Genomic DNA, 26,432 nt, shown 5'->3' on the forward strand with positions numbered 1-26,432 from the left:
AAGACCGCGACACAATCATCCGTCGGCGTGAGACTCGTCACGGAGGCAGGGGCGGAGCGGGCACCTTTCGCCGGGCGGGGCTGTCCGGCGTGAGACTGTAGGTTCCCCATAAGACCGACCGGGTCGGTCTGACCGATCCGAGAGTGACCCGCACCCCATGCACGACGTGCCTCCCCCCACGCACTCCCCCGTACCCGCCGAGCCGCTCTCCCACGGTCTGAAGCAGCGGCATCTGACGATGCTCGGCCTGGGCGGGGTGATCGGGGCCGGGCTGTTCGTCGGTTCCGGCGCCGGGATCGCGGTGGCGGGCCCGGCCATCGTCGTCTCGTACCTCATCGCGGGGGCGCTCGCGATGCTGGTGATGCGGATGCTCGGCGAGATGTCGGCCGCCATGCCCGCGTCCGGTTCGTTCTCCGTGCACGCGGAGCGGGCGCTCGGCCGCTGGGCCGGTTTCAGTGCCGGCTGGCTCTACTGGTTCCTGCTGGTGGTGGTGCTCGCCGTGGAGGCGACGGCCGCCGCGCAGATCGCCCACGGCTGGGTGCCGGGGGTGGAACCGTGGGCCTGGGTGCTGGTGTTCATGGTGGTGTTCACCGTGGCCAACCTGACCGCCGTGAAGAACTTCGGCGAGTTCGAGTTCTGGTTCGCCGCGCTCAAGGTCGGCGCCATCGTGCTGTTCCTGGTGCTGGGCCTGCTGGCGGTCTTCGGGCTGCTCCCGGACACCGATCCGGTCGGGATGACCAATCTCACCGGGCAGGGCGGCTTCCTGCCGCACGGCTGGGACGGGGTGGTCTCCGGCGTGCTGACCGTGGTCTTCGCCTTCGGCGGTCTGGAGGTCGTGACCATCGCGGCGGCCGAGACCGACGATCCGGCACGGGCGGTCGGGCGCGCGGTGCGCAGCGCGGTGGTGCGCATCCTCTTCTTCTACGTCGGCTCGATGCTGGTGATCGTGACCGTGCTGCCGTGGACCGCGCAGCGGGCCGGGCTCAGCCCGTATGTGAAGGTGCTCGACGCGATCGGGGTGCCGTCGGCGGCGCAGATCATGAACATCGTGGTGTTCGTGGCGCTCCTCTCCGCGCTGAACGCCAATCTGTACGGGTCCTCGCGGATGATCTTCTCGCTGGCCGAGCGCGGCCAGGCGCCGCGCGGGCTGCTCAAGGTGTCGGGCGGCGGCGGGACATCGAACGGAGCCGTGGGCACCGGAGGTACGGGCGGCGGGGCATCGGGCGGCGGCGGTACGGGCGGTGGAGTGCCGCGGCGCGCGGTGCTGGCGTCGGTCGCCTTCGGCTTCGTGTCCGTCCTGCTCAATCTGCTGTGGCCGGACACGGTCTTCCTCTACATGCTCAACTCGGTCGGCGCGGTGCTGCTGTTCGTCTGGGCCATGATCGCCGCCTCGCAGCTGCGGCTGCGCGCCCGGATCGAGCGGGAGGCGCCCGCGGCGCTGACCCTGCGGATGTGGTGCTTCCCGTATCTGACCTGGCTGACGCTGTGCGGGCTGTTCGGCGTGCTGCTGCTGATGCTGACGGACAGCTCCACCCGCCCGCAGGTGCTGTGGTCGGGCGGGGCGACGGCGCTGGTGCTGCTGGTGTCCGTGGTGCGGGAGTACAGGACCCGGCCGGAAGGCCATGGAGTTCCTCGGAAGTAGGCACGTGCGCACCTTGCGTGAGCCTCGTGACCGTATAGCGGACAGCGGTTCCCTGTGAGCGGCGGCCGTGCTCAGACTGTGGGCTCGTCCACGTCTCACCTACCGAACTGAGCCCGTCCATGCCTCGGACCTCCGCGTCTCCCCCCACCGCTGACTCCGCAGCCACCGGCACCGTATCGGCCGACTCCGCGCTCACCCATGGCCTCAAGCAGCGTCACCTCTCGATGATCGCCCTGGGCGGGGTCATCGGGGCCGGGCTGTTCGTCGGCTCGGGCGCGGGCATCGCCGCCGCCGGGCCCTCGATCGTCATCGCCTACGGGATCTCCGGGCTGCTGGTGATGTTCGTGATGCGGATGCTCGGCGAGATGTCGGCCGCCAATCCGGCCTCCGGCTCCTTCTCCGTCCACGCGGAACGCGCGATCGGCCCCTGGGCGGGCTTCACCGCCGGATGGGCCTTCTGGGTGCTCCTGTGCGTGGCCGTGGGGCTGGAGGGCATCGGCGCCGCGAAGATCGTGACCGGCCGGCTGCCCGGCACCCCGGAATGGGCCTGGGTCGCGCTGTTCATGGTGATGTTCCTCGGGACGAACCTGGCCGCCGTCACGAAGTTCGATGAACGCCAACATCTACGGCGCTTCGCGCAGGGCCTGCTCCCTCGTCGCACGCGGCCAGGGTCCGAAGCGGCTCGGCCGGATCTCCTCCGGGGTGCCGCGCACCGCCGTGCTCATCTCCTCCGTCTTCGGCTTCCTGTGCGTGCTGCTCAGCTACTGGCGGCCGGACGACGTCTTCCCGTGGCTGCTCAACATGATCGGCGCGGTGATCCTGGTGGTGTGGATCTTCATCGCCGTCTCGCAGCTGATCCTGCGTACCCGGCTGGAACGGGAGGAGCCCCGGAAGCTGGTGGTGCGGATGTGGCTGTTCCCGGTGGGGACGATCGTCGCGCTGGCCGCGATGGCCGGGATCTTCCTGCTGATGCTGCGGCAGCCGGACACCCGTGATCAGCTGCTGGCCACGGGCGCGCTGACCGCCGTGCTGATCGTCGTGGGGCTGCTGCGGCAGCGGCGGGCCGCGGCGGACGCCACCCGGTAGCCGCCGCCCCGTTCCCGCTCCCCGCGCCTTCTCCCGCCCCCTGCCCGTCGGCCGGTCTCAGTCGTCGCACGGCACGTTCAGGGAGAGCAGCGACGCGCCCGCACCGCCCTCGCCCGCCATCCTGATCTCGCTCACCGCCGCGTTGCGCAGCCGCGGAAAGACCCTGCGGTACTCACCCAGGGGGATGCCCAGCAGCTCGCACAGGACCAGGCGCAGCAGGGTGTTGTGCGCGACGACCAGGATCCGGCCTCCCCGGCCGCCCTCCGCGATACGGCGCAGGGCTGCCGTCCCCCGGGCCGCCGCCGCCCGGGGGTCCTCGGCGCCCGGGAACGGATGCGCCACCGGGTCGGCCCGGAATGCCTCCGCGCGCACCGGGTCCTCGGCGGCGAACTCGGCGAGCGTCCGCCCCTCCACCGTCCCGAAGTCGCACTCGCGCAGCGCGTGTTCGCGCAGCGGTACGAGGCCGAGCGCCCGGCAGGCCGGTTCGGCGGTCTTCATGGCGCGCGAGACGGTGGAGGTCCAGACGGCGTCGACCGGGTGCCGGGCGGCCCACCGGCCCAGCTGCCCGGCCTGGCGGCGCCCCTCGTCGGTGAGGGCGATGTCGCTGACCCCGGCGTAGCGGTTCTCCGCGTGCCAGACGGTCTGCCCGTGGCGGGCGAGCAGCAGGGTGGTGGCGGGCGGACTCGCGTTCATGGGTGCTCCGTTCGGGTGCGGGCGTGTGCGGCGAGGGCGGCCGGGAGCCAGCCGCGCCGTTCCAGTTCGTCCACCAGCCTGAGGTACGGCCCCAGCTGACGGGCCGTACGCGCCGGGTCCGGGTGCAGGGTCCGGCGCAGCCGCACCATCCGGCCCGCGGCCTCGTGCACCGTGTCGGCCGCTCCTGCCCCGTACGCGGCGAGGACGGCCATGCCGAGGGCGGGTTCGGTGTGGTCCGGAATGCGGACGGTGCGGCCGAGGATGTCGGTGCGCAGCCGGTTCCAGTGGTCGCTGCGGACCGCGCCGCCGGTGAAGGTGAGCGGACCGTGGACGGGGGCGCCGAGCAGGTCGAGGTAGTCGAGGCAGAGGCGTTCGACGAGGCCGACGCCCGTCAGGAGGGCCGCCCAGTGCTCGGCGTCCGACGCGGGTTCGCCGAGCAGGAAGCCGTGGGCGCCGGGGGCGAGGAACGGGAAGCGTTCGCCGTGCGCGACCAACGGGTAGGCCACCACGTCCCCCGGCCCCCCGGCCGCGGCCGCCGCGTCCAGCCGGGCCGGATCGGCCCCCGGGAACGCGGCGGTCAGTGCGCCGCCGCCGGCCCCGGACGCCCCGCCGGGCAGCCAGCTCCCGTCGGGGGCCCGGTGGTTGTAGAGGACGCCGGTCGGGTCGGTGACCGGCTCCCGGGTGACCCCCTTGAGGACCAGGGTGGTGCCGAGCACCGTGTTCCAGGAGCCGACGGTCAGCGCCCCCGAGGCGATCTGTGCCGCGCACCCGTCCGTCATCCCGGCGATCACGGGTGTCCCCGCCGCGATCCCGGTCTCCGCTGCCGCCGCGGCGCCCACCGTGCCGATCCGCCGCCCCGGCCGCACCACCGGCGGGAACAGCCCCTCGGACAGTCCCAGTCCGGCGAGTCCGCCGTACGGCCAGTCCTCCCGCTCCGGGGCGTAGCCGGTCTTCAGGGCGTGGCTGGAGTCGGTGGCCAGCGGGTGCCCGGCGAGCCGCGCCACCACGAAGTCGGCCTGGTGGGTCACCCGGGCGCCGTCGTCCCTCCCCCCGTACTCCGCCAGCAGCCACATCACCTTGGGCAGGGCCCAGGCCGGGGGTGTCCGGGCCCGGACCGCCTCGGCTCCGGCGCGCCCGTCGTCGTACATCAGCGCGGGGGTGAGCGGCCGGCCGGTGCGGTCCGTGAGCAGGACGGTGCCGGAGGTGGAGCAGACGGCGAGCGCCCGGGGTGCTGGGCAGTCGCGCAGGGCCTGACGGGCCGCCGCGCACACCGCCGTCCACCAGTGTTCCGGCAGCTGTTCGTGGCGTACTCCGTCGCGTACGCCGGTGAGCGGGGCGGATCCGCTGCCGAGGATCTTCCCGCTGTCCGAGGCGATGACGGCGCGAACGCTCTGTGTGCCGAGATCGATGCCCATCCACATATCGGCTCCCTCTGTGAACTTCTCACTGTGCACCGAGAATTTCACTTGCGCGAGGGATTGACGCGCAACTTGTGGTGTTCCAAGCTCTGTTAACCAGTCGACGAAACGTGTGAACAGCATCTCCGGCCGGACCGTGGAGGTCACGGATGGACAGGATCGGGCACGACCGGCGCCGCTTGGTCGCTCTCGGCGCGACGGCGGCGTTATCCGCGGCTCCGCTGCTGAGCGCCTGCGGGACGGGCTTCGGCGGTGGGGGCGCCACCGGCGGCGACGGTTCCGCCGCCGATGACATCACCGGCTCCTTCGACTGGAAGAGGGCCGAGGGAAAGACCGTCAGGGCACTGCTGAACAAACACCCGTACACCGATGCCCTGATCGCCGATCTGAAGGCGTTCACCGAGAAGACCGGCATCAAGGTGGAGTACGACGTCTTCCCCGAGGACAACTACTTCGACAAGCTCACCGTCGACCTGTCCAGCGGGCGCGCCTCGTACGACGTGTTCATGCTGGGCGCGTACATGGTGTGGCAGTACGGCCCGCCCGGCTGGCTGGAGGACCTCGGCCCCTGGATGCGCAACTCCTCGGCGACCGGGGCCGAATGGGACCAGGCGGACTTCTTCCCGAATCTGCTCCAGGCCGGCCAGTGGTCGCTGAAGGCGGGCGCCCCGCTCGGCCGGGGCGGGCAGTACGCGCTGCCGTGGGGCTGGGAGACGAATGTCGTCGCGTACAACACCGAGGTGTTCAAGAAGCTCGGGGTGAGGCCCGCCGAGTCCTTCGACGAACTGCGCGAGCTGGCCGGGACGATCACCCGCAAGGCGCCCGCGGCCGGCTTCGACGGGATGTACGGGGTCGCGGTGCGCGGCTCGCGGAGCTGGGCGACGATCCACCCCGGCTTCATGACGATGTACGCGCGCAACGGGCTCAAGGACTTCACCGTCGAGGGCGACAAGGTCAAGCCCGCGATGAACTCGCCGGAGGCGATCGCCTTCACCCGGGACTGGGCGGAGATGGTCAGGAAGGGCGGGCCGCCGTCCTGGACCTCGTACACCTGGTACCAGTGCTCCAGCGACCTCGGTGCGAAGAAGGCGGCGATGCTCTTCGACGCGGACACCGCCGCGTACTTCCAGGCGGTGAAGGGGGCCTCCCCCGCCTCCGGGAAGATCGCCTTCCACCCCGGTCCGAAGGGTCCGGGCGGCTCGCTCGCGACGAACATGTGGATCTGGTCGCTGGGCATGAACGCCAGGAGCCGCAACAAGTCGGCGGCCTGGCTGTTCCTCCAGTGGGCGACCGGCAAGGAGCATCTGCTCAGGGGCGCGGTCCAGGACAACCACATCGACCCGGTGCGCACGTCGGTGAGCCGGGCCGCCGCGTACCGGAACAAGATGGGGGCGATCCCCGGATTCATCGACACGTTCGAGGCGGTCGTCGGCCAGACGAAGATCCAGTTCACCCCGCAGGAGCAGTTCTTCGACGCGACGACGAGCTGGGCGTCGGCGCTCCAGGAGATCTACGGCGGGAAGAACGCCTCGTCCGTGCTGAACGGCCTCGCGGGCGATCTGGCGTCGAAGATCGGCTGACCGGTGCCCCTGACGATGCCCTCGGCACCCCCGGAGCCCGCGACCGGCCCTCGCGAGGGCGCTGCGGCCGCCCGGCCGGTCCCCGCGTGGCGCCGCTCGCTGCGGCCGTACCTCCTGATCGTTCCGGCGCTGCTGCTGACCGGCGGCATCCTCTATCCGTTCGGACTGGGCCTCTACTACACGCTGTTCGACTTCGCGGCGAGCAAGCCGCAGCCGGACCTGGTGGGGTTCGGGAACTACCGGCGGATCTTCTCCCAGTCCTCGTTCTGGGACTCCGCCCGGATCACCGTGCTGTACGCGGTGGGCGCGGCTGCCGTCGAGACCGTGCTCGGGGTGTCGGTGGCGCTGCTGCTGCACCGGGCGAGCGCCGTCGGGCGGGTACTGGAGAAGATCCTGATCCTGCCGCTGATGATCGCGCCGGTGATCGCCGCGATCATGTGGAAGCTGATGCTCCAGCCCTCGGTCGGGGTGGTCAACCATCTGCTGGAGCCGATCGGGCTGGGCGGGGTCCAGTGGACGGACACCCCGACCGGGGCGCTGCTGTCATCGATCGCCGTCGATGTGTGGGTGTACACACCGTTCGTCGCGATCCTCGCCCTGGCCGGGCTGCGCTCGCTGCCCGCTTCGCCGTTCGAGGCCGCGGCGGTGGACGGGGCGGGCTGGTGGTTCACCTTCCGCCGGCTCACGCTGCCGATGCTCTGGCCGTACGTCCTGGTCGCGGTGATCTTCCGGTTCATGGACTCGCTGAAGGTCTTCGACATCATCTACGCGCTGACCGAGGGCGGCCCCGGCGACTCGACGGTGGTGCTCCAGATCCGGGCGTATCTGGAGGCGATCCGCTTCCAGCGCTATTCGTTCGGCATCAGCTACATGATCGTGCTCTGGGCGGTGGTCTACCTGGTGACGATGGTGCTGGTGCGCTATCTGGGGCGGATTCAGAGCCGTGCGGCGGAGGTGCCGAAGTGAAGCGCGACCAGCGGCCCGGCGCCGGGGCGGGGAAGGCGTCCGGCGCGGGAGCGGGGAAGGTATCCGGCGGGAGGGCGCGGAGGCTGTCCGGCGGGAGGGGCCGGCGAAAGCTGTCCGCCGTCGCCGCGGACGGGGCGCTGATCCTCTACTTCGTCTTCGCGCTGTTCCCGGTCGCCTGGATGGTGATCCTGTCGCTGAAGCCGGCCGACGAACTGTTCAGTACGTACTTCTCGTTCACCCCGACCCTCGACTCCTACCGCACGGTGCTCGGTGCCGGGGACGACCAGGGGGTGCCGTTCCTGCGCTTCTTCCTCAACAGCCTGGTCGTGTCGGTGGGGGCGGTGGCCCTGTCCCTGGTGATCGGACTGCCCGCCGCGTACGCCGCCGCACGCTGGCGGTTCCGCGGCTCGGAGAACCTGATGTTCACCCTGCTCTCGTTCCGCTTCGCCCCCGAACTGACCGTGATCATCCCGCTGTTCGTGCTCTACCAGCGGCTCGGCCTCTTCGACACCTACGTCGGCATGGTGTGGGTCCTCCAGCTGGTGACGCTGCCGCTGATCGTCTGGATCATGCGCTCGTACTTCTCCGATCTGTCGCCCGAGCTGGAGCAGGCGGCGCTGCTGGACGGCTACACCCGTAAACAGGCGTTCTTCAAGGTCGCGCTGCCGCTCGTGAAACCGGGCATCGCGGCCGTCTCCCTGCTGGCGTTCATCTTCGCGTGGAACAACTTCGTCTTCCCGCTCATCCTGACCTCGTCGAACGCCCAGACGGTGACGGTCGGCGCGCTGTCCTTCCTCGGCGGCGACCGCCCCAAGTACAACCTCACGGCCGCCGCAGCCCTCGTCTCGGTGGTCCCGCCGCTGCTGCTGGCACTGACCATCCAGCGGTATCTGGTGCGGGGCCTGTCCTTCGGGGCGGTGAAGTCATGACCGCCCCGGCCGCCATCGCCCTGCGCTCCGTACATCTGCGCTACGGCAGGAGCGTCGCGCTGGACGGGCTGGACCTGGAGGTGGCCGAGGGCGAGTTCTACTGTCTGCTCGGCCCCTCGGGCGCGGGCAAGACGACCACGCTGAAGACCGTCGCGGGCCTGGTGGAGCCGCAGTCCGGGTCGGTGGAGCTGGGCGGGGCGGACATGGCGGGCGTCGAGCCGTACGACCGGGGCGTGGCCATGTGCTTCGAGTCGTACGCGCTCTACCCGCACCGCACGGCGTACGACAATCTGGCCTCCCCGCTCCGTTCGCCCCGCCACCGCCTCCCCGCGGACCGGGTGCGGGCCCGGATCGGGGAGACCGCCGAACTCCTCGGGATCAGCGCCCTGCTGGACCGGCCGGTGGGCGCCCTGTCCAACGGACAGCGTCAGCGCGTGGCGCTCGGGCGGGTGCTGGTCCGCCCGGCGCGGGCCTTCCTCCTCGACGAGCCGCTGTCGCACCTGGACGCCAAGCTGCGCCAGGCGATGCGCGCCGAGCTGCGGGCGATCGGCGCGGTGCGCCGCACGACCACGCTGTACGTCACCCATGACTCGGTGGAGGCGCTGGCGCTCGGCGACCGGATCGGGGTGATCCGGGACGGCCGGCTGGTGCAGAGCGGCACCCGTGAGGAGCTGTGGCACCAGCCCCACGACACGTTCGTCGCCCGCGCCTTCGGCCGGCCCCGGATCAATCTGCTGCCGGGCACGGTGACGGCCCAGGGGTGGTTCCGGGCGGCGGACGGGTCGTTCGAGCTGCCGCTGCCGGTTCCCGCCCCGCCGGGTACGGAGGTCCAGCTGGGTCTGCGGCCACGGGACATCGGACTGGACCGCGGTCACGGCGCGGGGGACTCCGGTGAGCGTTCCGGCGGTCACGGAAGCGGTCTCGGGGACCTCGGGGACAGCCCCGTCATCGGGTTCACCGGCTCGGTCTACATCACCGAGGTGCTGGGGCGGGCGACCGAGGTCACCGTCAGGACCGGCGGACAGCAGCTGTCCCTCGTCGTGCCGCGCGCCGAGGCGGCGGGCCTGCGTGCCGACGATCCCGTGCGGCTGCGGGCCGAGCGGGCGAGACTGCTGCTGTTCGAGGCCGACCGGCCGGAAAGACCAGGACGAAGGATCAGCCCATGAGCAGTCTTCAGCAGCGCGGCCCCGCCCCCCGCCAGGCGTCCATCGCCGAGTTCGTCCTCGCCGAGGGCGAGGTCAGCGCGGCCGAGCTGGCGGAGCGGTTCGACGTCAGCCTGATGACCATCCACCGCGACCTCGACGAGCTGGAACGGCAGGGCATCGTGCGCAAGTTCCGCGGCGGGGTGACGGCCCAGCCGTCCGGGGTCTTCGAGTCGAACGTCGCCTACCGGCTGAAGACGATGCGCGCCGAGAAGGCCGCCGTCGCCGAGCGCGCGGTGGGGCTCATCGAGCCGGGCATGGCGGTGATGCTCGACGACTCGACCTCCACCCTGGAGATCGCGCGGCGGCTGCGGGCCATCACCCCGCTGACCGTCGTCACCAACTTCCTCGAAGCGATAACGCTGCTGTCCCAGGAGCGGGGCATCCATCTGATGGGGCTGGGCGGCGACTACGACCCCCTGCACTCCTCCTTCCTCGGGGTCTCCTGCGTGGAGGCCGTGCAGTCCCTCCAGGTCGACGTCTGCTTCACCTCCACCTCCGCGGTGTCCGGCGGCTTCGCCTACCACCAGGAGCAGCACATCGTGTCCGTGAAGCGGGCGATGCTCGACTCGGCCGCCCGTAACGTCCTGCTGCTCGACCACTCCAAGCTGGGGCGGGTGGCCCTGCACCGGCTCGCCCCGCTGTCCCGGTTCGATCTGGTGCTGGTGGACGACGGGGCGTCCGCCGAGGCGCTGCGCGACCTCGACGAGCACAAGGTCCCCTATGAGGTCTGCGCGACGGGCGCCGGGACCGCCGGGGGCACGGGCGCCGGCGCCGCCCCGGCGGGCACCGCGGGCACCGCGTCGGCACGGCACCGGGAGGCGGCGATGAACGGTGACTGAACTGGCCCTGCGCGCCCTGCGCAAGACGTACACCGGGCGGGGCCGGGCCGCCGTCGAGGCGGTGCGGGCCATCGACATCGAGCTGCGGTCCGGGGAACTGCTGGGCCTGCTCGGCCCGTCCGGGTGCGGCAAGTCCACGACGCTGCGGATGATCGCCGGTCTGGAGTCCGTCACCGGCGGCGACATCCTCATCGGCGGCTCCTCCGTCGTGGGGCTCCCGGCGCAGCGGCGCAACATCGGGGTCGCGTTCGAGAACTACGCGCTGTACCCGCCGCTGACGGTCGCGGAGAACCTCGGTTTCGGGCTGTCGGCGCGGCGGCGGTACGGCCGGGCCGAGATCCGCGGCCGGGTCGCGGCCATGGCCGGCCGCCTCGGGATCACCGACCTGCTCGGCGCCCGCCCGGCCGGTCTCTCCAGCGGGCAGAAGCAGCGGGTGGCGCTGGCGCGGGCACTGATCCGGGAGCCCGACGTGCTGCTGCTCGACGAGCCGCTGTCCCATCTGGACGCCGCCGAACGGGACTCCACCCGAAGGGAGTTGAAGCGTATCCAGCGGGACTCCGGGCACACCGCGATCCTGGTCACGCACGACCAGGAGGAGGCGCTGTCGCTCGCCGACCGGATCGCGGTGATGCGGGACGGGGAGATCCAGCAGCTCGGCACACCCGAGGAGGTCTACGACGCCCCCGCCAACCTGTTCGTCGCCGACTTCGTCGGGGAACCGGCGGTCAATCTGCTTCCGGGGGTGATGGACGGCGGGGACGTCCGGCTCTCGGACGCCGTGCGCTTCCCCGTGCCGCACGGGCGGGCGGGCCCGGGGCGCGCGGTCGTCCTGGGCATCCGCCCCGAGGACCTCACCCTGGGTGGTACGGGCATACCGGCCAGGGTCTCCGCCCATGAACCCCTGCTCGAATCGGGCATCGCCACCCTCGCTCTGGAGGGGGTGTCCGGTCCCGTCGTGGTACTGACCGGGCCCGGGATACGGCTCGACCGTGACGACACGGTCCGGATCACCGCCGACCCGCAGCACATCCATGTCTTCGACGCCGAGACAGGAGACGCCCTCCGATGAACCACACCGCGATCAGGATTCTGGCAGCCGGTGACCACTTCGTCCGCAGCTCGCTGATCACCGACGCCCTGCGCCGGACGGCCGCCGCGCACGCGGACATCACCGAACTCACCCTCCCCTGGCCCCTGGAGCCGTTCGGCAGGGTCGGCGAGGTCGACGAGGCCAGCGATGCCGAGGACGCCCTGATCGGCGCCCTGGAAGGGGTCGAGGTCTGTGTGACCCAGATGGCCCCGTTCACCGAGCGGGTGTTCGCCGCCTCCCCCGGGCTGCGGCTGGTCGTCGTGTGCCGGGGCGGCCCGGTCAACGTCAACGCGCGGGCGGCCCGCGACCGGGGCGTACGGGTCTGCTTCGCCCCCGGGCGCAACGCGGCGGCGACCGCCGAGTTCACGGTCGGGCTCCTGCTGGCGGCCCTGCGGCGCATCCCCGAGGCCCACGAGACGCTGCGCACCCAGGGCCGCTGGGACGCCACGCACTTCCTGTACGAGAGCGCCGGCCTCGAACTGGAGGACACCCCGGTCGGCCTGATCGGCTACGGGGCGGTCGGCAGCCGGGTGGCGAGGGCGCTCGGCGCGTTCGGTGCCGAGGTCGAGGTGTACGACCCCTATGTGCGCGGCGACGTCCACGGCATGCGCGCCGCGTCGCTGGACGCGATGCTCGCCCGCTCCCGGGTCCTGACGCTGCACGCCCGGCTGACCCCGGAGACCCGGCATCTGATCGGCGCCCGCGAACTGGGGCTGCTGCCCCGGGGCGCGGTCCTGGTGAACGCGGCCCGGGGCGGGCTGCTGGACACGGGCGCGCTGTGCGACGCGCTGGATTCGGGGCAGTTGGCTGCCGCGGCCCTCGACACGTACGAGCAGGAGCCGCCGCCCACGTGCTCACGGCTGTTCCGGACGCCGCGGCTGCTGATGACCCCGCATGTGGCGGGCGCCAGCCGGGCCGTCGCCGAGAAGGCGGCCCGGATCGCGGCGGCGGAGGTCGCCCGCTACGTACGGGGCGAGCCCCCGGCCAACGCCCTGTGACGCCCCGCCCGGAGAACGCCGCCGAAGCGGTTCCTCCGCAACACCTCTGATGCAGCTTCCCCTGAGACTCCTCTGACCGGAGGTCGTGCGCCGTGACCAGGAATGCCGGGACCAGGTACGTCGGTGTCGATGTCGGCACCTCGCTGGTGAAGGCCGCCGCCTTCGACGAGCGGGGCCGCACCCTGGCCGTCGAGTCCCGCCCCGTGGGGCTGGACATCCATGACGGCCACGTCGAGCAGGACATGGACGAGGTGTACGGGGCGGTCGTCGAGGTGCTGGACGCGCTGGGCCCGGACGGGGTGGCGTTCACCGGCCTCACCGGGCAGGGCGACGGGGTCTGGCTGGTGGACGCGGCGGGCCGCCCGGTGCGCAGGGCCATCTCCTGGATGGACGGCCGGGCCCATGAACTGGTCGACGACTGGCTGGTGTCCGGCGCCTTCGAGGAGGTCTACCGGCGCACCGGCAGCGCGATGTTCCCGGGCTGCCCCGGCCCGGTGCTGGCCTGGCTGGACCGCTGCGAACCCGCCTCCCTGGACGCGGCGGCCACCGCCCTGTACTGCAAGGACATGGTGTTCCAGCGGCTGACGGGGGTCCGGGCGACCGATGTCTCCGACGCCTCGATGCCGTTCCTGGACCCGGTGACCCGGGCGTACTCCCCCGAGGTGCTGGCCACGCTCGGCCTCTCCCACCGGGCCGGGCTGCTGCCGCCGGTGAGCGACCCGGTGGCGACCGCCCGGCTGGCCGGCGGGGTACGGGTGTCCAACGGCCCGTACGACCTGCCGGCCGCCGCGCTCGGCGCCGGTGTCACCCGGCCCGGCGACGGTCTGCTGATCGTCGGCACCTGTCTGGCCGCGCTCGTCGCCACCGACCGCCTCGATCTGGCCGGCGAACCGGCCGGGCTGCACATCTCCACCGACCGTCCGGGCCAGTGGCTGCGCGCGATGCCCGCGATGGTCGGCACGGCGGCCCTGGACTGGGTGCTGCACACCACCGGCGTACGCCTCCAGCAGGTCGACGCCCTGCTGGAGGCGACACCGCCCGGGGCTCACGGCGTCCGGGTGCTGCCCTACTTCGCGCCGTCCGGCGAACGCGCGCCGTTCGTCGAGCCCCGGCTGCGGGCCGAACTCACCGGCGTCACCCTGGAGTCGACCCCATCCGATCTGATCCGTGCCGTCTGCGAGGGGATCGCCTTCGCCGCCCGGCACTGCCTGGAGGCGGCGGGGCTGACCGGCACCCTCGCCCTGTGCGGCGGCGGCACCCGCTCGCCCGCGTGGATGCGGCTGTTCGCCGATGTGCTGGGCAGGCCCGTCCGGATCGTGGAGGGCGAGGTGGGCGCCCGGGGCGCGGTCCTGGCGGCGGCGGCACGCTTCGGAGTGGAGCTGGACACGGCGTCGTGGACGGCGCCGGCCTCGGTGGTGACGCCGGACGCCCGGCGGGCGGCGTTCTACGAGCAGGCGTACGCGGACCACCTGGCGCGGCTCGCCGAGGCCCGGACCCATGCCCGCGCGGACGGCGGTCCGGGCACCCGCGCCCGTACCCGTACCGGCTGACCGCCGCACGGACCCCGCCCGGGGGCCGGCGCGCCCACGGAGCTCCAACACCCCTCCCCACGGCCGTACATGAACCGGCAAGCCGCAGTCCGCCCGGCCGTAACCCCCCATCGCTTTGGTGGTCCTTCCGCCCACCCGAGGAGTTCCCATGTCCCCTTTCCCCGGCCGCCGTTCGGTCCTTCTGGCCACCGCCGCGGCGACCGCGGCGGCGGCAGCGCCCGCCACCGCCCAGGCCGCGGACCGCGGCCCGCACCGGCCCCGGGGCCCGGTGGTCATCGGCCACCGGGGCGCGGCGGGCTGGCGCCCCGAGCACACGGCTGCCGCGTACACCTTCGGTGTGCGGTGCGGGGCCGACTGGATCGAGCCGGACCTGGTGCCGACCAAGGACCACGTCCTGGTCGTGCGCCACGAGAACGAGATATCCGGGACGACGGATATCTCCGGGCACCCGGAGTTCGCCGGCCGCCGCACGACGAAGACGGTCGACGGGAAGGCCGTCACCGGCTGGTTCACCGAGGACTTCACCCTCGCCGAACTCAGGACGCTGCGGGCGGTGGAGCGGCTGCCGCTGGTCCGCAACCGCAACACCGTCTTCGACGGCCGCCAGCAGATCATGACGTTCCAGGAAGTCATCGATCTGGCGCGTGCGCTGTCGAAGGAGTACGGCCGCAGGATCGCGGTCTTCCCCGAGACGAAGCACCCCACGTACTTCCGCTCGATCGGCCTGCCGCTGGAGCCGGAGCTGGTCCGGGTGATCCGCCGCAACCGCCTCACCGCCCGGGAGTGCGTCGTCCAGTCCTTCGAACCGTCCAGCCTGCACCGGATCGCCGGAGCCCGGCTCGGTCTGCCGCTCTGGCAGGCGCTCGGCACCGGTGGCGGCCCGTACGGCCACGGGATCACGTACAAGGAGATGATGGCCCCGGCCGGGCTGCGGGAGATCGCCTCGTACGCGGACTGGATCGGACCGGACAAGTCCTCGCTGGTGCCGCCGCTCGCGCTGCTGGAGGACGCGCACGCGGCGGGCCTGAAGGTCGGCGCGTACACCTTCCGCGCCGAGAACCAGTACCTTCCCGCGCAGTACCGCCGGGGCACCGCGCCGAACGACTTCGGTGACGCGTTCGCCGAGTACGCCTTCCACTACGCGCGGGGCGTGGACGCGGTGGTGACGGACTTTCCGGATATCGCGGCGGCGGCGCGGGAGGACCTGTGGGCGTAGCTCCCTCCACCCCGTGAGTCCTAGGCCGAAGGGCTGATCACGCGCGAACCCTCCTGCTGTTAGCCTGCTCTTGCATATAGGTTGCAATAACAACTGGACGGCATTTCCAGCAGTCGGAGGGTTCGCATCATGGCCACGTACACGCTCCCGGAGCTCCCCTACGATTACGCGGCGCTCGAACCGGTCATCAACCCGCAGATCATCGAGCTGCACCACGACAAGCACCACGCCGCGTACGTCAAGGGCGCCAACGACACCCTGGAGCAGTTGGAAGAGGCCCGCGACAAGGAGGCCTGGGGCGCCATCAACGGCCTCCAGAAGAACCTCGCGTTCCACCTCTCCGGCCACATCCTGCACTCGATCTACTGGCACAACATGACCGGCGACGGCGGCGGCGAGCCCCTCGCGGCGGACGGCGTGGGCGATCTGGCCGACGCGATCACCGAGTCGTTCGGCTCCTACGCCGGCTTCAAGTCCCAGCTGACGAAGGCCGCCGCCACCACGCAGGGCTCCGGCTGGGGCGTTCTCGCGTACGAGCCCGTCAGCGGCAAGCTGATCGTCGAGCAGGTATACGACCACCAGGGCAACGTCGGCCAGGGCTCGGTCCCGGTCCTGGTCTTCGACGCCTGGGAGCACGCCTTCTACCTTCAGTACAAGAACCAGAAGGTGGACTTCATCGAGGCGATGTGGCGCGTCGTCAACTGGCAGGACGTGGCGAAGCGGTACGCCGCAGCCAAGGAGCGCGCGGACGTGCTCCTGCTCGCCCCCTGATCCGGCACAGACGTCCTGCCTCGTGATCGTCTTCTCAACCTTCACCGGGGCAGGCGGATGAACGAAGAGCCCCCGCGAGGACATGACTCGCGGGGGCTCTTCTCTGCCCGCTTCCCGGCCGATATCCACTCGCACGCCGCCCCACCGGCGTTGTTAGCCATTTAGCTCATGTGCTAAACATGGGCCATGGGCACACCCGACGCACATATGGACCCGGTCGGCGCGGACGAGGCGAGCGCGTTCCGCGCCCTCGCCGACCCGACGCGGCGCCAGATCCTGGAGGACCTGCGGGGCGGCGAACTGGCCGCCAGTGAGATCGCGGCCCGGTTCCCGATCAGCGCGCCGTCGATCTCGCGCCACCTCGGCGTGCTCAAGGGCGCCGGACTCGTCACCGAGCGCCGTGACGCCAACCGCATCCTCTACTCGCTGGCCGAGGAGCGGCTCGCCATGTGCGTGGGGCGGTTCCTGAGCGCCGTGTGCCCCGAACAGATCGTGCTCCGCCACACCACGTGGCGCCCCGCCCCGGAAGGCGACGCCTCATGATCGGCCCCCGGCTCTCCAGCGTCATCGAACGCCGCCTGCTCGTGAACTACCGGGTGGACCCGGACATCGCGGCGAACCTGCTGCCCGCCCCGCTGCGCCCCCAGCTCGTGCGCGGCCGGGCGGTGGCCGGGATCTGCCTCCTGCGCGTCGGCGCCGTGCGCCCCGGCCGGAGTCCGGCCCCGCTCGGGCTGCGCAGCGAGAACGCGGCACACCGGATCTCCGTGGAGTGGGACGGTCCGGACGGCTTGGAGACGGGCGTCTACATCCCGCGCCGCGACAGCGCTTCCCGGCTCAACGTCCTCGCGGGCGGCCGGATCTTCCCCGGCGGGCACGGGCACGCGGACTTCACGGTACGCGAGACCGCCGACGAGGTACGGGTGGCGTTCGCGACCCGGGACGGCGAGGTACGGGTGGACGCCACGGTGGAGAACGCGGACGAACTGCGGGACAGTGAGCTGTTCGCGGACCTGGCCGAGGCATCGGACTTCTTCCGCGCGGGCGCCAGGGGCCTTTCGCCCAACGCCACCGGCCGCCGTCTCGACGTACTGGAGATGAACACCGACGCCTGGCGGGTCACGGCCGGGCGGGCCCGTTCGGTGCGGTCGTCGTTCTTCGAGGACACCGAGCGCTTCCCGGCGGGCAGCGCCACGCTGGACAGCGTCCTGGTCATGCGGGACGTCCCGGCCGACTGGTCGCCGCGAGCCCCCTTCCCCCTCCCCGCCCCGGCTACCCGGCCTGGGTGACGAGCACGGCCATCAGGCCGTCATATCCCTTGTCCCCCACGGTCTGGAGCGCGGTGGCGCTCAGGGCCGGGTCGGCGGCGACGAGTTCGGTGAACCGGCGCACCCCCTGCACCTTCGGGTCGGTGCTGTCGGCGTCGACGACCTCGCCGTCGCGTACGACGTTGTCGGCGATGATCAGGCTGCCGGGCCGGGTCAGCCGGACGGACCAGGCGAGGTAGTCGGGGTTGCTGGGCTTGTCGGCGTCGATGAACACGACATCGAAGGGCCCGTACCCCTCGGCGGCCAGCACGGGAAGCGTCTCCAGCGCCGGCCCGACCCTAACCTCGACGACATCGGCGAGCCCGGCCCGCGCGATATTGGCGCGGGCGACCTCGGCGTACGCCGGGTCGGCCTCCAGCGTCACGAGCCTGCCGCCCTCCGGGAGCGCCCGCGCCAGCCAGATGGTGCTGTAGCCGCCGAGGGTGCCGATCTCCAGGATGGTCCGCGCGCCCTGGAGCCGGGCCAGCATGTTGAGCAGCTTGCCCTGGTTGGGGGCGACCTGGATCTCCGGCAGCCCGGCCGCCCCACTTGCCTCGACGGCGGCGTCCAGGGCCTCGTCGGGCCCCACCAGCAAGCCGTTGAAGTAGTTGTCGACCGCGGTCCACCGTGCCTGCGTCATGCGCGCTCCCTGCTCCGAAACGGGTGAGTTCCCCATGGGAACTCACCCGAGCCTACTCGACGGAGGCACCCGATGTCTCCCCGGCCCGGCGGTGGGGACGTACGAGTGGCGGACGGGGATGTCCAGCGGCGGGTCCACGGATCAGGCCCTCAGCGGGGATCCCGGCGCATGCACCAGGTGCGGAGGCCGTTGCCGGGAAGCTGGACATCGGCGGTGACCTCGAAGCCGAGGCGCTCGTAGAAGGTCACGTTCCGCTCGCTGGAGGTCTCCAGGAAGGCCGGGTGTCCGGCACGCTCGGCCGCCTCGATGCCGGGAGCCAGCACCGCACCGCCGAGACCCCGCCCCTGGGCCTCCGGAGCCACCGCCACCGTGTTGAGGAACCACACCGGCTCCTGGGGCCGATGGGGAGCGACGACCTGTTCCGCGGCCTCGAAGGCGGTCGCCCGGTCACCGGCGAGCTCACCGATCAGTGGGCCGATCTCGGCGAAGGCGGGCGAGGGGTCCTGGTCGGGAGTGGACCAGACAGCGACGGCGCGGCCCGCTTCAGCGACCCAGACGCGGCCGTACACCATCCCGATGCGGGTCAGGCACAGCTCCTGGAACCGCCGGATCCGGCCCTCGTGGTCATCCTCGGCGATCACGTACCGCGTGTAGGGGTAGTCGGCGAAGGCCCAGGTGAGGGAGTCGACCGCGGTCGGGACATCGGCGTCGGTGATGGGGCGTACGGAAGCGTCGTTCTGGTGCTGTGACATACCTTTGAGACGATCCGGGCGGCAGGGGAATTCCCGGACGACGACGCCGGCGGATCGGCCCGGCCCGCTGCCGCCGCCGTCCGACCGCGCCCTTGCCGTGAAGGCCCCCGAGGGGAACGGGCCGGCCCCCGGCCGTCGCCCTCACCTCACCGGCCGCCGTCCGGCATCCTGTGCGCCGGATCCGACCCCGGCGGCGCTCCGAAGCGCGCGAGGCAGTGCCACACCTTCTTGACCGCTTGCGGGTCGTGGTGGCCGGCACGTGCGGCGTCTCCGACGATGCGCGGATCGAGGGCGCCGTCGACCGCGAGGCGGGTGCCGAGATCGACGTACGGCCGGCCCCGGTAGCCGGGATGGCGGCGGAGTTCCTCGACCGTGAGCCGGAAACCGGGGTGCCATTCCACGGGGCAGTCAAGACGCCGGGCTGCGGCCTCGACGGCCGTACCCCGGTAGCAGGAGTCCAGGACCAGCGCCTCCACATCACGGTCCAGCCGGACCGGGCCGTGTATCTGTGCCTCGATGTAGTCGTCGAGGGCGTCCCGACCGCCGGTCCGGGCCAGTTCGATGAGCCGCATGCGGCCCGCCACACCGAAGTCGGAAGGTTCGAGAAAGCTGTCCGGATAGCAGAACGTGGTTCGCGCCGATGTCCCGGCGGTCAGCCGGAAGTGCGCCGAGCCGAACCGTGGTGCCGCGCCGTACGGCTTGTGCCCGAAGTTCAGGGCTCCGTACACGGGCCGGTCATGAGCGGGCGCGTCGTCGTACGCCCCGTCGAAGATCCGGCTCTCCCAGCACCATCGGTCTCCCCCGGGGTGGGCGGTCAGGCCCCCGTTGCTCGTGCCCGTGACGAACTGCGAGCGGTAGATCCCGTCCTCGGCCAGAGCGCCCAGGATCGGCCGGCCCCGCGCCGAACGGTCCGGGTGGAAGTTGAGGGTCACCCGGAGGGCCGGGTCGAGCGGCGGGCCCGAGGAGAGCTCCCCGACATGGCGAAGGGCCCGTTCCTGTCGTGCCCTGGGGGCTTCGGTCCTGGGGGCTTCGGCGCTCATCCGCGCAGTATCCCCCGACGGTCGAGCCGTTCACGTGAGTTCGGCGGGCCCTCGGTTCTTCGCGGGCGGAGAGAAAATCCGTGCCGCGACGATCACCGGGCTGAAACGATGGGGGTCCGCCTCTGTGCGTCTGTCCCAGCCCCCCCCACTCCCACCCCACCGATCCGCCGCCGGCGTACGACCCGAAAGCGACACCCATGAGCCCCGCGCCCGCCGATCCCACCGTCCTCCACCCGATGCCCGGTCAGCCACGAGTGGTGCGGCTGAAGCCGCTGGTGACCTCACCGCTGATCGAGGCCGGGGAGTACTCGTACTACGACGACCCCGAGCACGCCACGGAGTTCGAGACCCGCAACGTGCTGTACCACTACGGGCCCGAGCGGCTCGTCATCGGGAAGTTCTGCGCCCTGGGCACGGGGGTGCGGTTCATCATGAACGGCGCCAACCACCGTATGGACGGCCCGTCCACCTTCCCCTTCCCCTCCATGGACAGCGCCTGGTCCGAGCACTTCGACCTGCTGACCGGCCTGCCCGGACGGGGCGACACCGTGGTGGGCAACGACGTCTGGTTCGGATACGGGGCCACGGTGATGCCCGGTGTCCGCATCGGGCACGGCGCGATCATCGGCTCGCGGGCGGTCGTCGTCTCGGACGTGCCGGACTACGGAATCGTCGGCGGGAACCCGGCGAAGCTGATCCGGACCCGGTACGAGGAGAAGGACATCGCGCGCCTGCTGTCCGTCGCCTGGTGGGACTGGCCCACCGAACACCTCACCCGGCACATCCGCACCGTCATGTCCGGCACCCTCGACGAACTGGAGGCCGCGGCGCCCGGCGCGTGAGCGGCGCACCTGAACAACGGGGCGCCCGGCGGTGGCCGGGCGCCCCGTGCCCCGTGCCGCATCCCACTGGCTCGCGCCGCGAGCGCGTCAGTTCGCGAAGGCCCCGGACTTCACCCCGTCGATGAACGCGGCCCATTCAGCGGGGGCGAAGAACTGGAGCCCGCTCTCACGGTTCTTGCTGTCCCGGACCGCGCGGCCCCCGTCAGCGGTGTGAGCGACCTCGACACACTCCTGTTGCCCTCCTTGCGAGGCGCTGGACTTCTTGAACTCGCTCACGATTGCCTGATTGTTCATTTCGGCTCTTTCTCGGGCTCAGAGAGGCTGGCGAGGCACTCATGCAGGAAGGTGAGTGTCTGTGCGGGTGTCAGGGCAGCCGAGCGGAGCGCTTCGAAGATCTGAGCATGCGTGGCCATCTCTTCCAGATCCTCGATGATGACCGTGCTCGTAGTCCCGTCGAAGGCAACCGCACCGGGCGCCGGTTCAGGCCCGAAGTGGTACATGACGAAGTGAGAGGTCATGTGTGCCGCCTGCCACTCCACAGCCGGCAGCACCTGCACGCTGACATTCTGGCGCTGCGCCACGTTGAGGATATGCAGGAGTTGATCACGGTGCGCCTTCGGTGACGGCATCGGCGCCGTGAGCGCCGGTTCCCATATGACTGCGGCGAATCGGGCCCCGTCCTCCTCGATCGCCTTCCTTCGCGCCTGCCGGATCGCCACCATCTCGTCAATCGCATCCGGCGCGTGCACCGTCAGGCTCGCAGCGAGCAGGGCTCTGAGGTAGTCGTCGGTCTGCAGAAGCCCCGGAATGAACAGTGGTTGCCAAGTGCGGATGTACGTGGCATCGGATTCGAGCGTGATGACATCGGCGTACTCCGGCTTCGCAGCCCACTCGTAATCCAGCCACCAACCACGTCTGTTGGAGTCTCGCGCCAACTGCTCCAGCCGCTCGTAGACAGCCTTGTCCTCTACCCCGTAGAGCTCCAGCAGAAGGCGCACATCCCCTGGGCGGGCGGAGACCTGACCGGCCTCGATCCGACTGATCTTCGCCTTGGAGCCCACGATGTGTTCAGCGGAGTGCTGCTGGTCGAGCTTGGCCGCCTCGCGATGCCGCCTGAGCTCGGTCCCAAGTCGCCTGCTGCGCACGGTAGGGCGTCCACCTGCGGGCATATCCCCTCCTCTTACTGTCCGTGACCAGTCTGCACGCCAACAAACGCTACGCGCCAGGCGGTTACCCGTGAGAGTGATATGCAACTTCTCGATTTCATTCGATTGCATTTCACTGAAGTCTCGCCCTACCGTGGATTGCATCACACCAGGCACCCACTCCAGCACGCTGAGTGATCTGGGTTCCGCCTGCCCACGACCTTGGGGAGACACATGTCAGGGCGCACACACGTCACAAGGTTCCGAGTCCGCAAGGACTCCGTCCCCGCCGCTCGACGCCACGTCAGAACGGTCCTGATCGGTTGGAAACTCGGCGGCCTGGCCGACGACGCAACGCTGATCACGAGCGAACTGGCCACCAATGTCGTCACCCATGCCAAAGGCGCCGGGGACTACTTCGAGTTGGGATTACGGCGCCGGAACGGTGTGCTGATCCTGGAAGTTGCCGACTCCTACCAGTGGCTGATGCCCGAACTCCGCGAGTCCGGCAGCGAGGAAACGTCCGGCAGGGGGCTGTTCATCGTCGACGCACTCGCCGAGTGCTGGGGTGTCCGCCCGCGCAACCCTGGAAAGACGGTCTGGGCCCATCTGCCCATCGCCGCACCCGCACCCGCACCCGCACCCGCGCCCGCGCCCGCGCCATGAGCGTGAGGGCATTCCTGCGGGGGGCCCTGTCAGCTGTCGTACGGAGAGTGGCACCGGCCCGTCGACCGCCCGCGCCCCCCGCACCCTTCGCCGAGCTGTGGCGCATCGAGTCGGACCCGGTCTACCGAGCGCGGTTCCATGCCGGACTGGATGCGGCGATCGAGCAGCGTGGCAGATGGCGTTCGGGCGAAGTGGACGCCGCGATCCGGCGGTTGAGGTCGTCGCCGTAGCCGATCTCCTGGCTTCGGCTCCCGCCCGCCTTCACTCGGATGTCATCTGAGGAGCTTTCCCAGGTTGCTGGCGCAGCGCGTGATGATGTCGTCCACCAGCCGGGGGTTCCACTTGATGTTGAAGAGGGTGACCCGCTTGCGCCATTTCTCCAGGAGCGAGGGCTTGTCGGCGCTTGTGGAGCTGGGGTCGAGCATGCTGCAGGCGGTCTTGCGCGAGGGAAGCCCCTTCGCCTGACCGAAGATGTCTGCCAGCGACTTCACGCCCCCCTGAGCGGAATCGGAACGACTCGGACTCCGCCGCGCTCGGCGAGATCCCGGGCCAAGCCCGCGTACTGCGCCGCGAGAACGGCCTCCTGGGTGAGTTCAAGGAAAACCACAGTCGCCGCGGGCCCACGGCGAGCGAACCGGCCCCCCCGGCATCCGGCATCCGGCGTCCGGCATCCGGCCCCCGGCCCCCGGCGTCCGGCATCCGGCAGCCGGCTCGGCATCGGCGTTCAGGCGCGGACCAGTTCCAGCGCCTGCTTCAGGTTGTACTCGGCGACGCCCGCCATGAACGCCCGGCCGGGGAAGTCCCCGTCGAGCAGCCGCAGCGGACCCGCCGTCAGCGAGAGCCGCTGTGCCAGCATGTAGAGCGCGAGCCGGTCCTCGTCCAAGCCGTCCACTGCCAGCGGCAGACAGGCATCGTGCAGGCGGATCCGCAGAAACACGTGCTCCCACTCGACGTCGAAGTACATCAGTCCCTCGATGTCGATCACCACGGGTTGGCCGTCCGCGTCGACCAGCACATGATCGGGCCCCAGTTCGCCGTGCACGACCGCGTACTCCGCGCGTGGCCGCACCGCCGCCGCCAGGCCCAGCAGCCGCTCCGCCAGCCGGTCGTGGGCGCCCGCGATCCGCGGATCGCGTGAGGCGGCCTCGGCGAGGTCCCTCAGGGCACGGTCGAGAACCACCCCCTCGCACGACGTACCGCGCGACGTTCCCCCGCCGTCGACCACGCCCACCTTGCCGTACGCCGGTGCCCGGTGGCCCCGCATCGCCTCCAGCGACTCCGCGAGCCGGGCCATGACCGGAGCAGCCGCGTGCCGGTCGCGCGCGAGCAGGTCCTCCAGGTTCTCGCCCCGGAGGTCCTCGACGATCGCGAGGTCGGCCGAGCAGTGGGCGCCGTCGCGGTCGACGAGACGGATCGCCGGAACGCGGACTCCGAGCGCGTCCAGCCGCGCGTGCGCGGCCTCGAACAGGTCGAGCCTGAGGCCGGGCGAGAACGGATCGGTGAGATCGTCGTCGCCCTCGGCCGTCGGCCAGTAGTTCTCGGCGTCGTCCCACAGGTAGGCGATCGCCGTCGTCGCGTCGTCCATCACCAGGCGGTACACGCCCTTCTTGCTTCCGCCCGCGACCCGCTCGACCGCCTCCAGCCGCCGCCCGCCCCCCAGCGCGGCCCGCGCCGCACCCGACAACCGCTCCCGCGTCACTGCTCTGGGTGCCATGTTCCGACCCGCCTTTCCGTCACGACAACCCGCGAACCCTACGGGAGAGGTGGCGTGGGGGCGATCGGTTTCGCTCCGGATCCGAGCATCCTCCGGACCAGGATCACCCGCGGTGACCGCCGGAGCGGGATCCGCAGGGAACCGGCGGCAGTCGGACCTGCGAGCCACCGGCCCCGGGGCGCCCGGAGGGTTCCGGGCGCCCCGCCGTGTCACAGCGCGAACAGCGCCCGTACGGGGACACGGGCATCCGCCAACGGCCGCAGCGCCAGCCTCATCAGGGCAAGCGCGTTGTCGTCGCCCGCGATGCGGTTGGCGCTCAACTCGTCGCACGTCAGGCAGTGGTGGATCAGCGTCCACTCCCCGTCCTGCCGCACCGAGAGGCTCAGCGCCTCCATGCGTCCGCCGCAGCCGGCCGCCCGGTCGCCCGGTATCCGCCGGTCGACGTGAAGGCTGGTCAGGCAGGACGGGCAGTGGTTGCGGTGTGCCGTGCCCGGCGCCGCCAGTGGCACATCGAGCCGGCAGCCGACGCACCGGAACGCGTCTCCACGTACCCCCGCCGGTCCGTGGAGCACGTCCTTGGGCCGCTGGGGGCGCTGTTGCCGCCCGGACTGATGGGGTCTACGCCGTGGCACGGTCGCCTCCCGTCCCGCTCCCGCGGAGCGTTCGTTCCCGGTTCACAGGTCACCGAACGCTTCGAGCGGGAACGGTGGCTGGGCCAGGGGGCGTACGGCCATCCGCATCAGGATCAGCTGGTTGTCGTCCCCGCGGACCGGGTTCGAGGTCAGCTCGTCGCAGCGGGTGCAGCGGTGGACGACCATCCAGTCACCGGTGCGCAGCACGGCGATGGAGATCGGGGACATCCGCCCCTCGCAGTCGGACGGCCCGCCCTCGACGTGGTCGAGGAGGTGCTTGGAGTACAGACAGCTGGGGCAGTGGTTGCGCCGGTCTCCGCCGGGCGCGTGCGCGGAGACGGTCAGTCCGCAGCGCACACAGGTGAAGGTGTCGATGAAGGACATGGCTGAGCGGTGGTGGGGATTGTCGTCGGACACCCGGATACTCCTTGCCGAAGGTGATGGACAAAGCAGCAGGGAAGTACCGAGCGACCCTCAAAAGCACCCGGCGCGGAGCGCGGGGCACGGAGCGCGGGCATCAGGGGACGGGGCGTGGAGAACGGGCCGGACGGCGTACTGCGTCAGTCGGTCACGCGGTCAGCAGGAAGCCGTGAACAGCGGCATGCGGTCGGACCCGGTCGCCCCGGCGCGAGAGGCGCGGCGAGGGAGGCTCGGAATCACTGGCCGGGGCATACATCAACTGCTTTCCAGGGCGCCGTGCACCCAAAGGTCACCTGCGGTCGGTACCGCGGCGGAGGCACGAGCACCGTAACAACGGCCCCGGGGCCGGATCCACCGAATTACGCCCGCCCACTCCGGGGCCCCGAGGAGGGCGGCAGGAGACCGAAGTGACTACGCCGCCGGGGCGCTCATGGCCCAGGCCCGCTCGTACAGGGCATGGACCGCCCGGTTCCCTATATGGGGGCGGATGAGGGCTTTCATGACGGCCACCCGTTGATCCGCCCGGCCGGACCGGACCAGGGGGTAGTCATCCAGCACGCGCTCCCAGGTGGCACACGCCGCTTCCAGGTGACCGAGCTCCAGTTGGCGCTCAGCCATCATTGCGTCATAGCGAACGCGGGTCGGGCCACCACCGCGCCCACTTCCGCATACCCGATGCGGCGGGGAGCGACCGGCCTGGACGGCCTCCATACGGCCCACCACGTTCGGCCAGTCCGGAATGGTCAGCGCGACGGAGAAGAGAGCTGCGCCCAAAAAACGCCACGGCGAGACGGGTCCATGTCTTGCCTCCCGAGCTCCAGCAGTCCTTCCACGGCAGCTGCCCGGGACCGGGGTGGACCGGCGGGCATTGGCAACCCAGCGTCCGAGTGCGCGATCGGCCGGGCCGACTTGCGGGCCAGGGCTTCCAGGATGAGGGGACGGGCCTCCCTCTTGGGAATCGTCCCGCTGAGAGCCTGTCGGGTGACCTCTGATCGGGCGACCACGCCCTGGCACGCACGCTTCCGGCGTTGCCGAAATGGCCTAGTAGCTCCTTCCCCGAGCTCTCGACTTCGTTCGAGCAGGGGAGACCCCATGCGCGGCCATCCCGGCGCCTTGGAAGCGCACGCACCATGCCGCGTCCGCTTCCCGATCGAAGGTCACCCGACAGGCTCTGAGCCAGTGACTTACAGCGGATGCGTTGTCAACGGTCATTGAGATGCCCAGGTGGGTGGCCGTTGGAGGCCCAGGCTGGTGGCCATCAGAAACCCAGGCGTGTGGCCAGTGGTGTTCCCGG

Annotated in this window: 27 protein-coding genes and 1 pseudogene; 16 read left to right on the top strand and 12 right to left on the bottom strand. The window is 71.2% G+C overall.

Going from position 1 to position 26,432, the window contains the following annotated elements; translation table 11 throughout:
* The first annotated feature begins 157 nt into the window (after nt 1-157).
* Nucleotides 158-1,642, top strand: a complete 1,485-nt coding sequence (locus tag ACIGJO_RS03915) for an amino acid permease (protein ID WP_399951555.1) — start codon at nt 158-160, stop codon at nt 1,640-1,642.
* Nucleotides 1,643-1,761: 119 nt separating this feature from the next.
* Nucleotides 1,762-2,728: pseudogene (locus ACIGJO_RS03920) on the top strand (hypothetical protein).
* A 57-nt stretch (nt 2,729-2,785) separates the two neighbouring features.
* On the opposite strand, the gene ACIGJO_RS03925 reads toward ACIGJO_RS03920, so the two are convergent.
* A complete protein-coding gene (locus ACIGJO_RS03925; protein ID WP_399951558.1) occupies nt 2,786-3,421 on the bottom strand; it encodes a histidine phosphatase family protein in 636 nt (211 codons plus the stop codon).
* Nucleotides 3,418-4,842, bottom strand: coding sequence for an FGGY family carbohydrate kinase (locus ACIGJO_RS03930; protein ID WP_399951561.1), 1,425 nt, complete (start codon nt 4,840-4,842; stop codon nt 3,418-3,420). The genes ACIGJO_RS03925 and ACIGJO_RS03930 overlap by 4 nt, the downstream gene beginning before the upstream one ends.
* Before the next feature lie 146 nt (nt 4,843-4,988).
* Here ACIGJO_RS03930 and ACIGJO_RS03935 point away from each other — a divergent pair, with 146 nt between their 5' ends.
* The 12 genes from ACIGJO_RS03935 (at nt 4,989) to ACIGJO_RS03990 (ending at nt 17,269) form a co-directional block, all read left to right on the top strand.
* A complete protein-coding gene (locus ACIGJO_RS03935) occupies nt 4,989-6,419 on the top strand; it encodes an ABC transporter substrate-binding protein (protein ID WP_399951564.1) in 1,431 nt (476 codons plus the stop codon).
* Nucleotides 6,420-6,434: 15 nt separating this feature from the next.
* A complete protein-coding gene (locus ACIGJO_RS03940) occupies nt 6,435-7,385 on the top strand; it encodes a carbohydrate ABC transporter permease (RefSeq protein ID WP_399951567.1) in 951 nt (316 codons plus the stop codon).
* Nucleotides 7,382-8,314: a carbohydrate ABC transporter permease gene (locus ACIGJO_RS03945; protein ID WP_399951570.1), complete on the top strand. Its 933-nt coding sequence runs from the start codon at nt 7,382-7,384 to the stop codon at nt 8,312-8,314. Before ACIGJO_RS03940 ends, ACIGJO_RS03945 begins: the two co-directional genes overlap by 4 nt.
* Entirely contained in the window at nt 8,311-9,480 is a 1,170-nt protein-coding gene (locus tag ACIGJO_RS03950) for an ABC transporter ATP-binding protein (protein ID WP_399951573.1), read from the top strand. The genes ACIGJO_RS03945 and ACIGJO_RS03950 overlap by 4 nt, the downstream gene beginning before the upstream one ends.
* Nucleotides 9,477-10,358: a DeoR/GlpR family DNA-binding transcription regulator gene (locus ACIGJO_RS03955; RefSeq protein WP_399951576.1), complete on the top strand. Its 882-nt coding sequence runs from the start codon at nt 9,477-9,479 to the stop codon at nt 10,356-10,358. The genes ACIGJO_RS03950 and ACIGJO_RS03955 overlap by 4 nt, the downstream gene beginning before the upstream one ends.
* The gene (locus ACIGJO_RS03960) at nt 10,351-11,427 is read left to right on the top strand and encodes an ABC transporter ATP-binding protein (RefSeq protein WP_399951579.1); all 1,077 of its coding nucleotides are present in this window, start codon (nt 10,351-10,353) and stop codon (nt 11,425-11,427) included. Before ACIGJO_RS03955 ends, ACIGJO_RS03960 begins: the two co-directional genes overlap by 8 nt.
* Nucleotides 11,424-12,446, top strand: a complete 1,023-nt coding sequence (locus tag ACIGJO_RS03965; protein WP_399951582.1) for a 2-hydroxyacid dehydrogenase — start codon at nt 11,424-11,426, stop codon at nt 12,444-12,446. The genes ACIGJO_RS03960 and ACIGJO_RS03965 overlap by 4 nt, the downstream gene beginning before the upstream one ends.
* Nucleotides 12,447-12,538: 92 nt before the next feature.
* Nucleotides 12,539-13,996 carry an FGGY family carbohydrate kinase gene (locus tag ACIGJO_RS03970; RefSeq protein WP_399951585.1) on the top strand — a complete coding sequence of 486 codons (1,458 nt, stop codon included), beginning with the start codon at nt 12,539-12,541 and terminating at the stop codon, nt 13,994-13,996.
* A 148-nt stretch (nt 13,997-14,144) separates the two neighbouring features.
* A complete protein-coding gene (locus tag ACIGJO_RS03975; protein ID WP_399951588.1) occupies nt 14,145-15,212 on the top strand; it encodes a glycerophosphodiester phosphodiesterase family protein in 1,068 nt (355 codons plus the stop codon).
* Nucleotides 15,213-15,341: 129 nt separating this feature from the next.
* Nucleotides 15,342-15,983, top strand: a complete 642-nt coding sequence (locus tag ACIGJO_RS03980) for a superoxide dismutase (protein WP_018959211.1) — start codon at nt 15,342-15,344, stop codon at nt 15,981-15,983.
* Nucleotides 15,984-16,169: 186 nt separating this feature from the next.
* Entirely contained in the window at nt 16,170-16,526 is a 357-nt protein-coding gene (locus tag ACIGJO_RS03985; protein ID WP_399951592.1) for a metalloregulator ArsR/SmtB family transcription factor, read from the top strand.
* Nucleotides 16,523-17,269 (top strand): DUF2071 domain-containing protein, encoded by a 747-nt coding sequence (locus tag ACIGJO_RS03990; RefSeq protein ID WP_399951595.1) that lies wholly within the window; start codon nt 16,523-16,525, stop codon nt 17,267-17,269. The genes ACIGJO_RS03985 and ACIGJO_RS03990 overlap by 4 nt, the downstream gene beginning before the upstream one ends.
* Here ACIGJO_RS03990 and ACIGJO_RS03995 read toward each other — a convergent pair.
* The 3 genes from ACIGJO_RS03995 to ACIGJO_RS04005 all read right to left on the bottom strand — a co-directional run bounded on the left by ACIGJO_RS03995 (nt 17,253) and on the right by ACIGJO_RS04005 (nt 19,719).
* Complete coding sequence (locus ACIGJO_RS03995) at nt 17,253-17,927, bottom strand: O-methyltransferase (protein ID WP_399951598.1); 675 nt, start codon at nt 17,925-17,927, stop codon at nt 17,253-17,255. The two genes, ACIGJO_RS03990 and ACIGJO_RS03995, sit on opposite strands and share 17 nt — an antisense overlap.
* Nucleotides 17,928-18,076: 149 nt before the next feature.
* The gene (locus ACIGJO_RS04000) at nt 18,077-18,679 is read right to left on the bottom strand and encodes a GNAT family N-acetyltransferase (protein ID WP_399951601.1); all 603 of its coding nucleotides are present in this window, start codon (nt 18,677-18,679) and stop codon (nt 18,077-18,079) included.
* Between the two features lie 146 nt (nt 18,680-18,825).
* The gene (locus ACIGJO_RS04005; protein WP_399951604.1) at nt 18,826-19,719 is read right to left on the bottom strand and encodes a DUF3626 domain-containing protein; all 894 of its coding nucleotides are present in this window, start codon (nt 19,717-19,719) and stop codon (nt 18,826-18,828) included.
* 197 nt (nt 19,720-19,916) lie between these two features.
* On the opposite strand from ACIGJO_RS04005, the gene ACIGJO_RS04010 reads away from it, so the two are divergent.
* A complete protein-coding gene (locus ACIGJO_RS04010; protein WP_399951607.1) occupies nt 19,917-20,561 on the top strand; it encodes a CatB-related O-acetyltransferase in 645 nt (214 codons plus the stop codon).
* Between the two features lie 87 nt (nt 20,562-20,648).
* Here ACIGJO_RS04010 and ACIGJO_RS04015 read toward each other — a convergent pair whose 3' ends face one another.
* Together ACIGJO_RS04015 and ACIGJO_RS04020 are read right to left on the bottom strand one after the other, a co-directional pair.
* Nucleotides 20,649-20,855 carry a DUF397 domain-containing protein gene (locus ACIGJO_RS04015; protein WP_399951610.1) on the bottom strand — a complete coding sequence of 69 codons (207 nt, stop codon included), beginning with the start codon at nt 20,853-20,855 and terminating at the stop codon, nt 20,649-20,651.
* Nucleotides 20,852-21,706, bottom strand: a complete 855-nt coding sequence (locus ACIGJO_RS04020; RefSeq protein ID WP_399951613.1) for a helix-turn-helix domain-containing protein — start codon at nt 21,704-21,706, stop codon at nt 20,852-20,854. Before ACIGJO_RS04020 ends, ACIGJO_RS04015 begins: the two co-directional genes overlap by 4 nt.
* 234 nt (nt 21,707-21,940) lie before the next feature.
* Between ACIGJO_RS04020 and ACIGJO_RS04025 the strand changes: the two genes are divergently transcribed.
* On the top strand, nt 21,941-22,372 hold the full coding sequence (locus tag ACIGJO_RS04025; protein ID WP_399951616.1) for an ATP-binding protein: 432 nt from the start codon (nt 21,941-21,943) through the stop codon (nt 22,370-22,372).
* Between the two features lie 272 nt (nt 22,373-22,644).
* On the opposite strand, the gene ACIGJO_RS04030 is transcribed toward ACIGJO_RS04025, so the two are convergent.
* The 5 genes from ACIGJO_RS04030 to ACIGJO_RS04050 form a co-directional block, all read right to left on the bottom strand.
* Nucleotides 22,645-22,863 carry a hypothetical protein gene (locus tag ACIGJO_RS04030; protein ID WP_399951618.1) on the bottom strand — a complete coding sequence of 73 codons (219 nt, stop codon included), beginning with the start codon at nt 22,861-22,863 and terminating at the stop codon, nt 22,645-22,647.
* 233 nt (nt 22,864-23,096) lie between these two features.
* Nucleotides 23,097-24,086, bottom strand: coding sequence for a phosphotransferase family protein (locus ACIGJO_RS04035; RefSeq protein WP_399951621.1), 990 nt, complete (start codon nt 24,084-24,086; stop codon nt 23,097-23,099).
* 209 nt (nt 24,087-24,295) lie between these two features.
* Nucleotides 24,296-24,718 (bottom strand): RNHCP domain-containing protein, encoded by a 423-nt coding sequence (locus tag ACIGJO_RS04040; RefSeq protein WP_399951624.1) that lies wholly within the window; start codon nt 24,716-24,718, stop codon nt 24,296-24,298.
* A gap of 42 nt (nt 24,719-24,760) precedes the next feature.
* Nucleotides 24,761-25,102, bottom strand: coding sequence for an RNHCP domain-containing protein (locus ACIGJO_RS04045; RefSeq protein ID WP_399951749.1), 342 nt, complete (start codon nt 25,100-25,102; stop codon nt 24,761-24,763).
* A gap of 447 nt (nt 25,103-25,549) precedes the next feature.
* Complete coding sequence (locus ACIGJO_RS04050; protein WP_399951627.1) at nt 25,550-25,756, bottom strand: hypothetical protein; 207 nt, start codon at nt 25,754-25,756, stop codon at nt 25,550-25,552.
* Nucleotides 25,757-26,432: the final 676 nt, after the last annotated feature.

Origin of the sequence: Streptomyces sp. NPDC079020 (genome assembly GCF_044542225.1) — a bacterium.
Taxonomy (GTDB): domain Bacteria; phylum Actinomycetota; class Actinomycetes; order Streptomycetales; family Streptomycetaceae; genus Streptomyces.

Bases quoted from the DNA above. Each gene is read 5' to 3' on its own strand.
- ACIGJO_RS04005 (WP_399951604.1), bottom strand. From the start codon at position 19,719: ATGAGCGCCGAAGCCCCCAGGACCGAAGCCCCCAGGGCACGACAGGAA.
- ACIGJO_RS03995 (WP_399951598.1), bottom strand. From the start codon at position 17,927: ATGACGCAGGCACGGTGGACCGCGGTCGACAACTACTTCAACGGCTTG.
- ACIGJO_RS03935 (WP_399951564.1), top strand. From the start codon at position 4,989: ATGGACAGGATCGGGCACGACCGGCGCCGCTTGGTCGCTCTCGGCGCG.
- ACIGJO_RS03985 (WP_399951592.1), top strand. From the start codon at position 16,170: ATGGGCACACCCGACGCACATATGGACCCGGTCGGCGCGGACGAGGCG.
- ACIGJO_RS03950 (WP_399951573.1), top strand. From the start codon at position 8,311: ATGACCGCCCCGGCCGCCATCGCCCTGCGCTCCGTACATCTGCGCTAC.
- ACIGJO_RS03925 (WP_399951558.1), bottom strand. From the start codon at position 3,421: ATGAACGCGAGTCCGCCCGCCACCACCCTGCTGCTCGCCCGCCACGGG.
- ACIGJO_RS03915 (WP_399951555.1), top strand. From the start codon at position 158: ATGCACGACGTGCCTCCCCCCACGCACTCCCCCGTACCCGCCGAGCCG.
- ACIGJO_RS03975 (WP_399951588.1), top strand. From the start codon at position 14,145: ATGTCCCCTTTCCCCGGCCGCCGTTCGGTCCTTCTGGCCACCGCCGCG.
- ACIGJO_RS03930 (WP_399951561.1), bottom strand. From the start codon at position 4,842: ATGTGGATGGGCATCGATCTCGGCACACAGAGCGTTCGCGCCGTCATC.
- ACIGJO_RS04035 (WP_399951621.1), bottom strand. From the start codon at position 24,086: ATGGCACCCAGAGCAGTGACGCGGGAGCGGTTGTCGGGTGCGGCGCGG.
- ACIGJO_RS04000 (WP_399951601.1), bottom strand. From the start codon at position 18,679: ATGTCACAGCACCAGAACGACGCTTCCGTACGCCCCATCACCGACGCC.
- ACIGJO_RS04010 (WP_399951607.1), top strand. From the start codon at position 19,917: ATGAGCCCCGCGCCCGCCGATCCCACCGTCCTCCACCCGATGCCCGGT.
- ACIGJO_RS04045 (WP_399951749.1), bottom strand. From the start codon at position 25,102: ATGTCCTTCATCGACACCTTCACCTGTGTGCGCTGCGGACTGACCGTC.
- ACIGJO_RS03965 (WP_399951582.1), top strand. From the start codon at position 11,424: ATGAACCACACCGCGATCAGGATTCTGGCAGCCGGTGACCACTTCGTC.
- ACIGJO_RS03980 (WP_018959211.1), top strand. From the start codon at position 15,342: ATGGCCACGTACACGCTCCCGGAGCTCCCCTACGATTACGCGGCGCTC.
- ACIGJO_RS04050 (WP_399951627.1), bottom strand. From the start codon at position 25,756: ATGGCTGAGCGCCAACTGGAGCTCGGTCACCTGGAAGCGGCGTGTGCC.
- ACIGJO_RS03955 (WP_399951576.1), top strand. From the start codon at position 9,477: ATGAGCAGTCTTCAGCAGCGCGGCCCCGCCCCCCGCCAGGCGTCCATC.
- ACIGJO_RS03990 (WP_399951595.1), top strand. From the start codon at position 16,523: ATGATCGGCCCCCGGCTCTCCAGCGTCATCGAACGCCGCCTGCTCGTG.
- ACIGJO_RS04015 (WP_399951610.1), bottom strand. From the start codon at position 20,855: ATGAACAATCAGGCAATCGTGAGCGAGTTCAAGAAGTCCAGCGCCTCG.
- ACIGJO_RS04025 (WP_399951616.1), top strand. From the start codon at position 21,941: ATGTCAGGGCGCACACACGTCACAAGGTTCCGAGTCCGCAAGGACTCC.
- ACIGJO_RS03940 (WP_399951567.1), top strand. From the start codon at position 6,435: ATGCCCTCGGCACCCCCGGAGCCCGCGACCGGCCCTCGCGAGGGCGCT.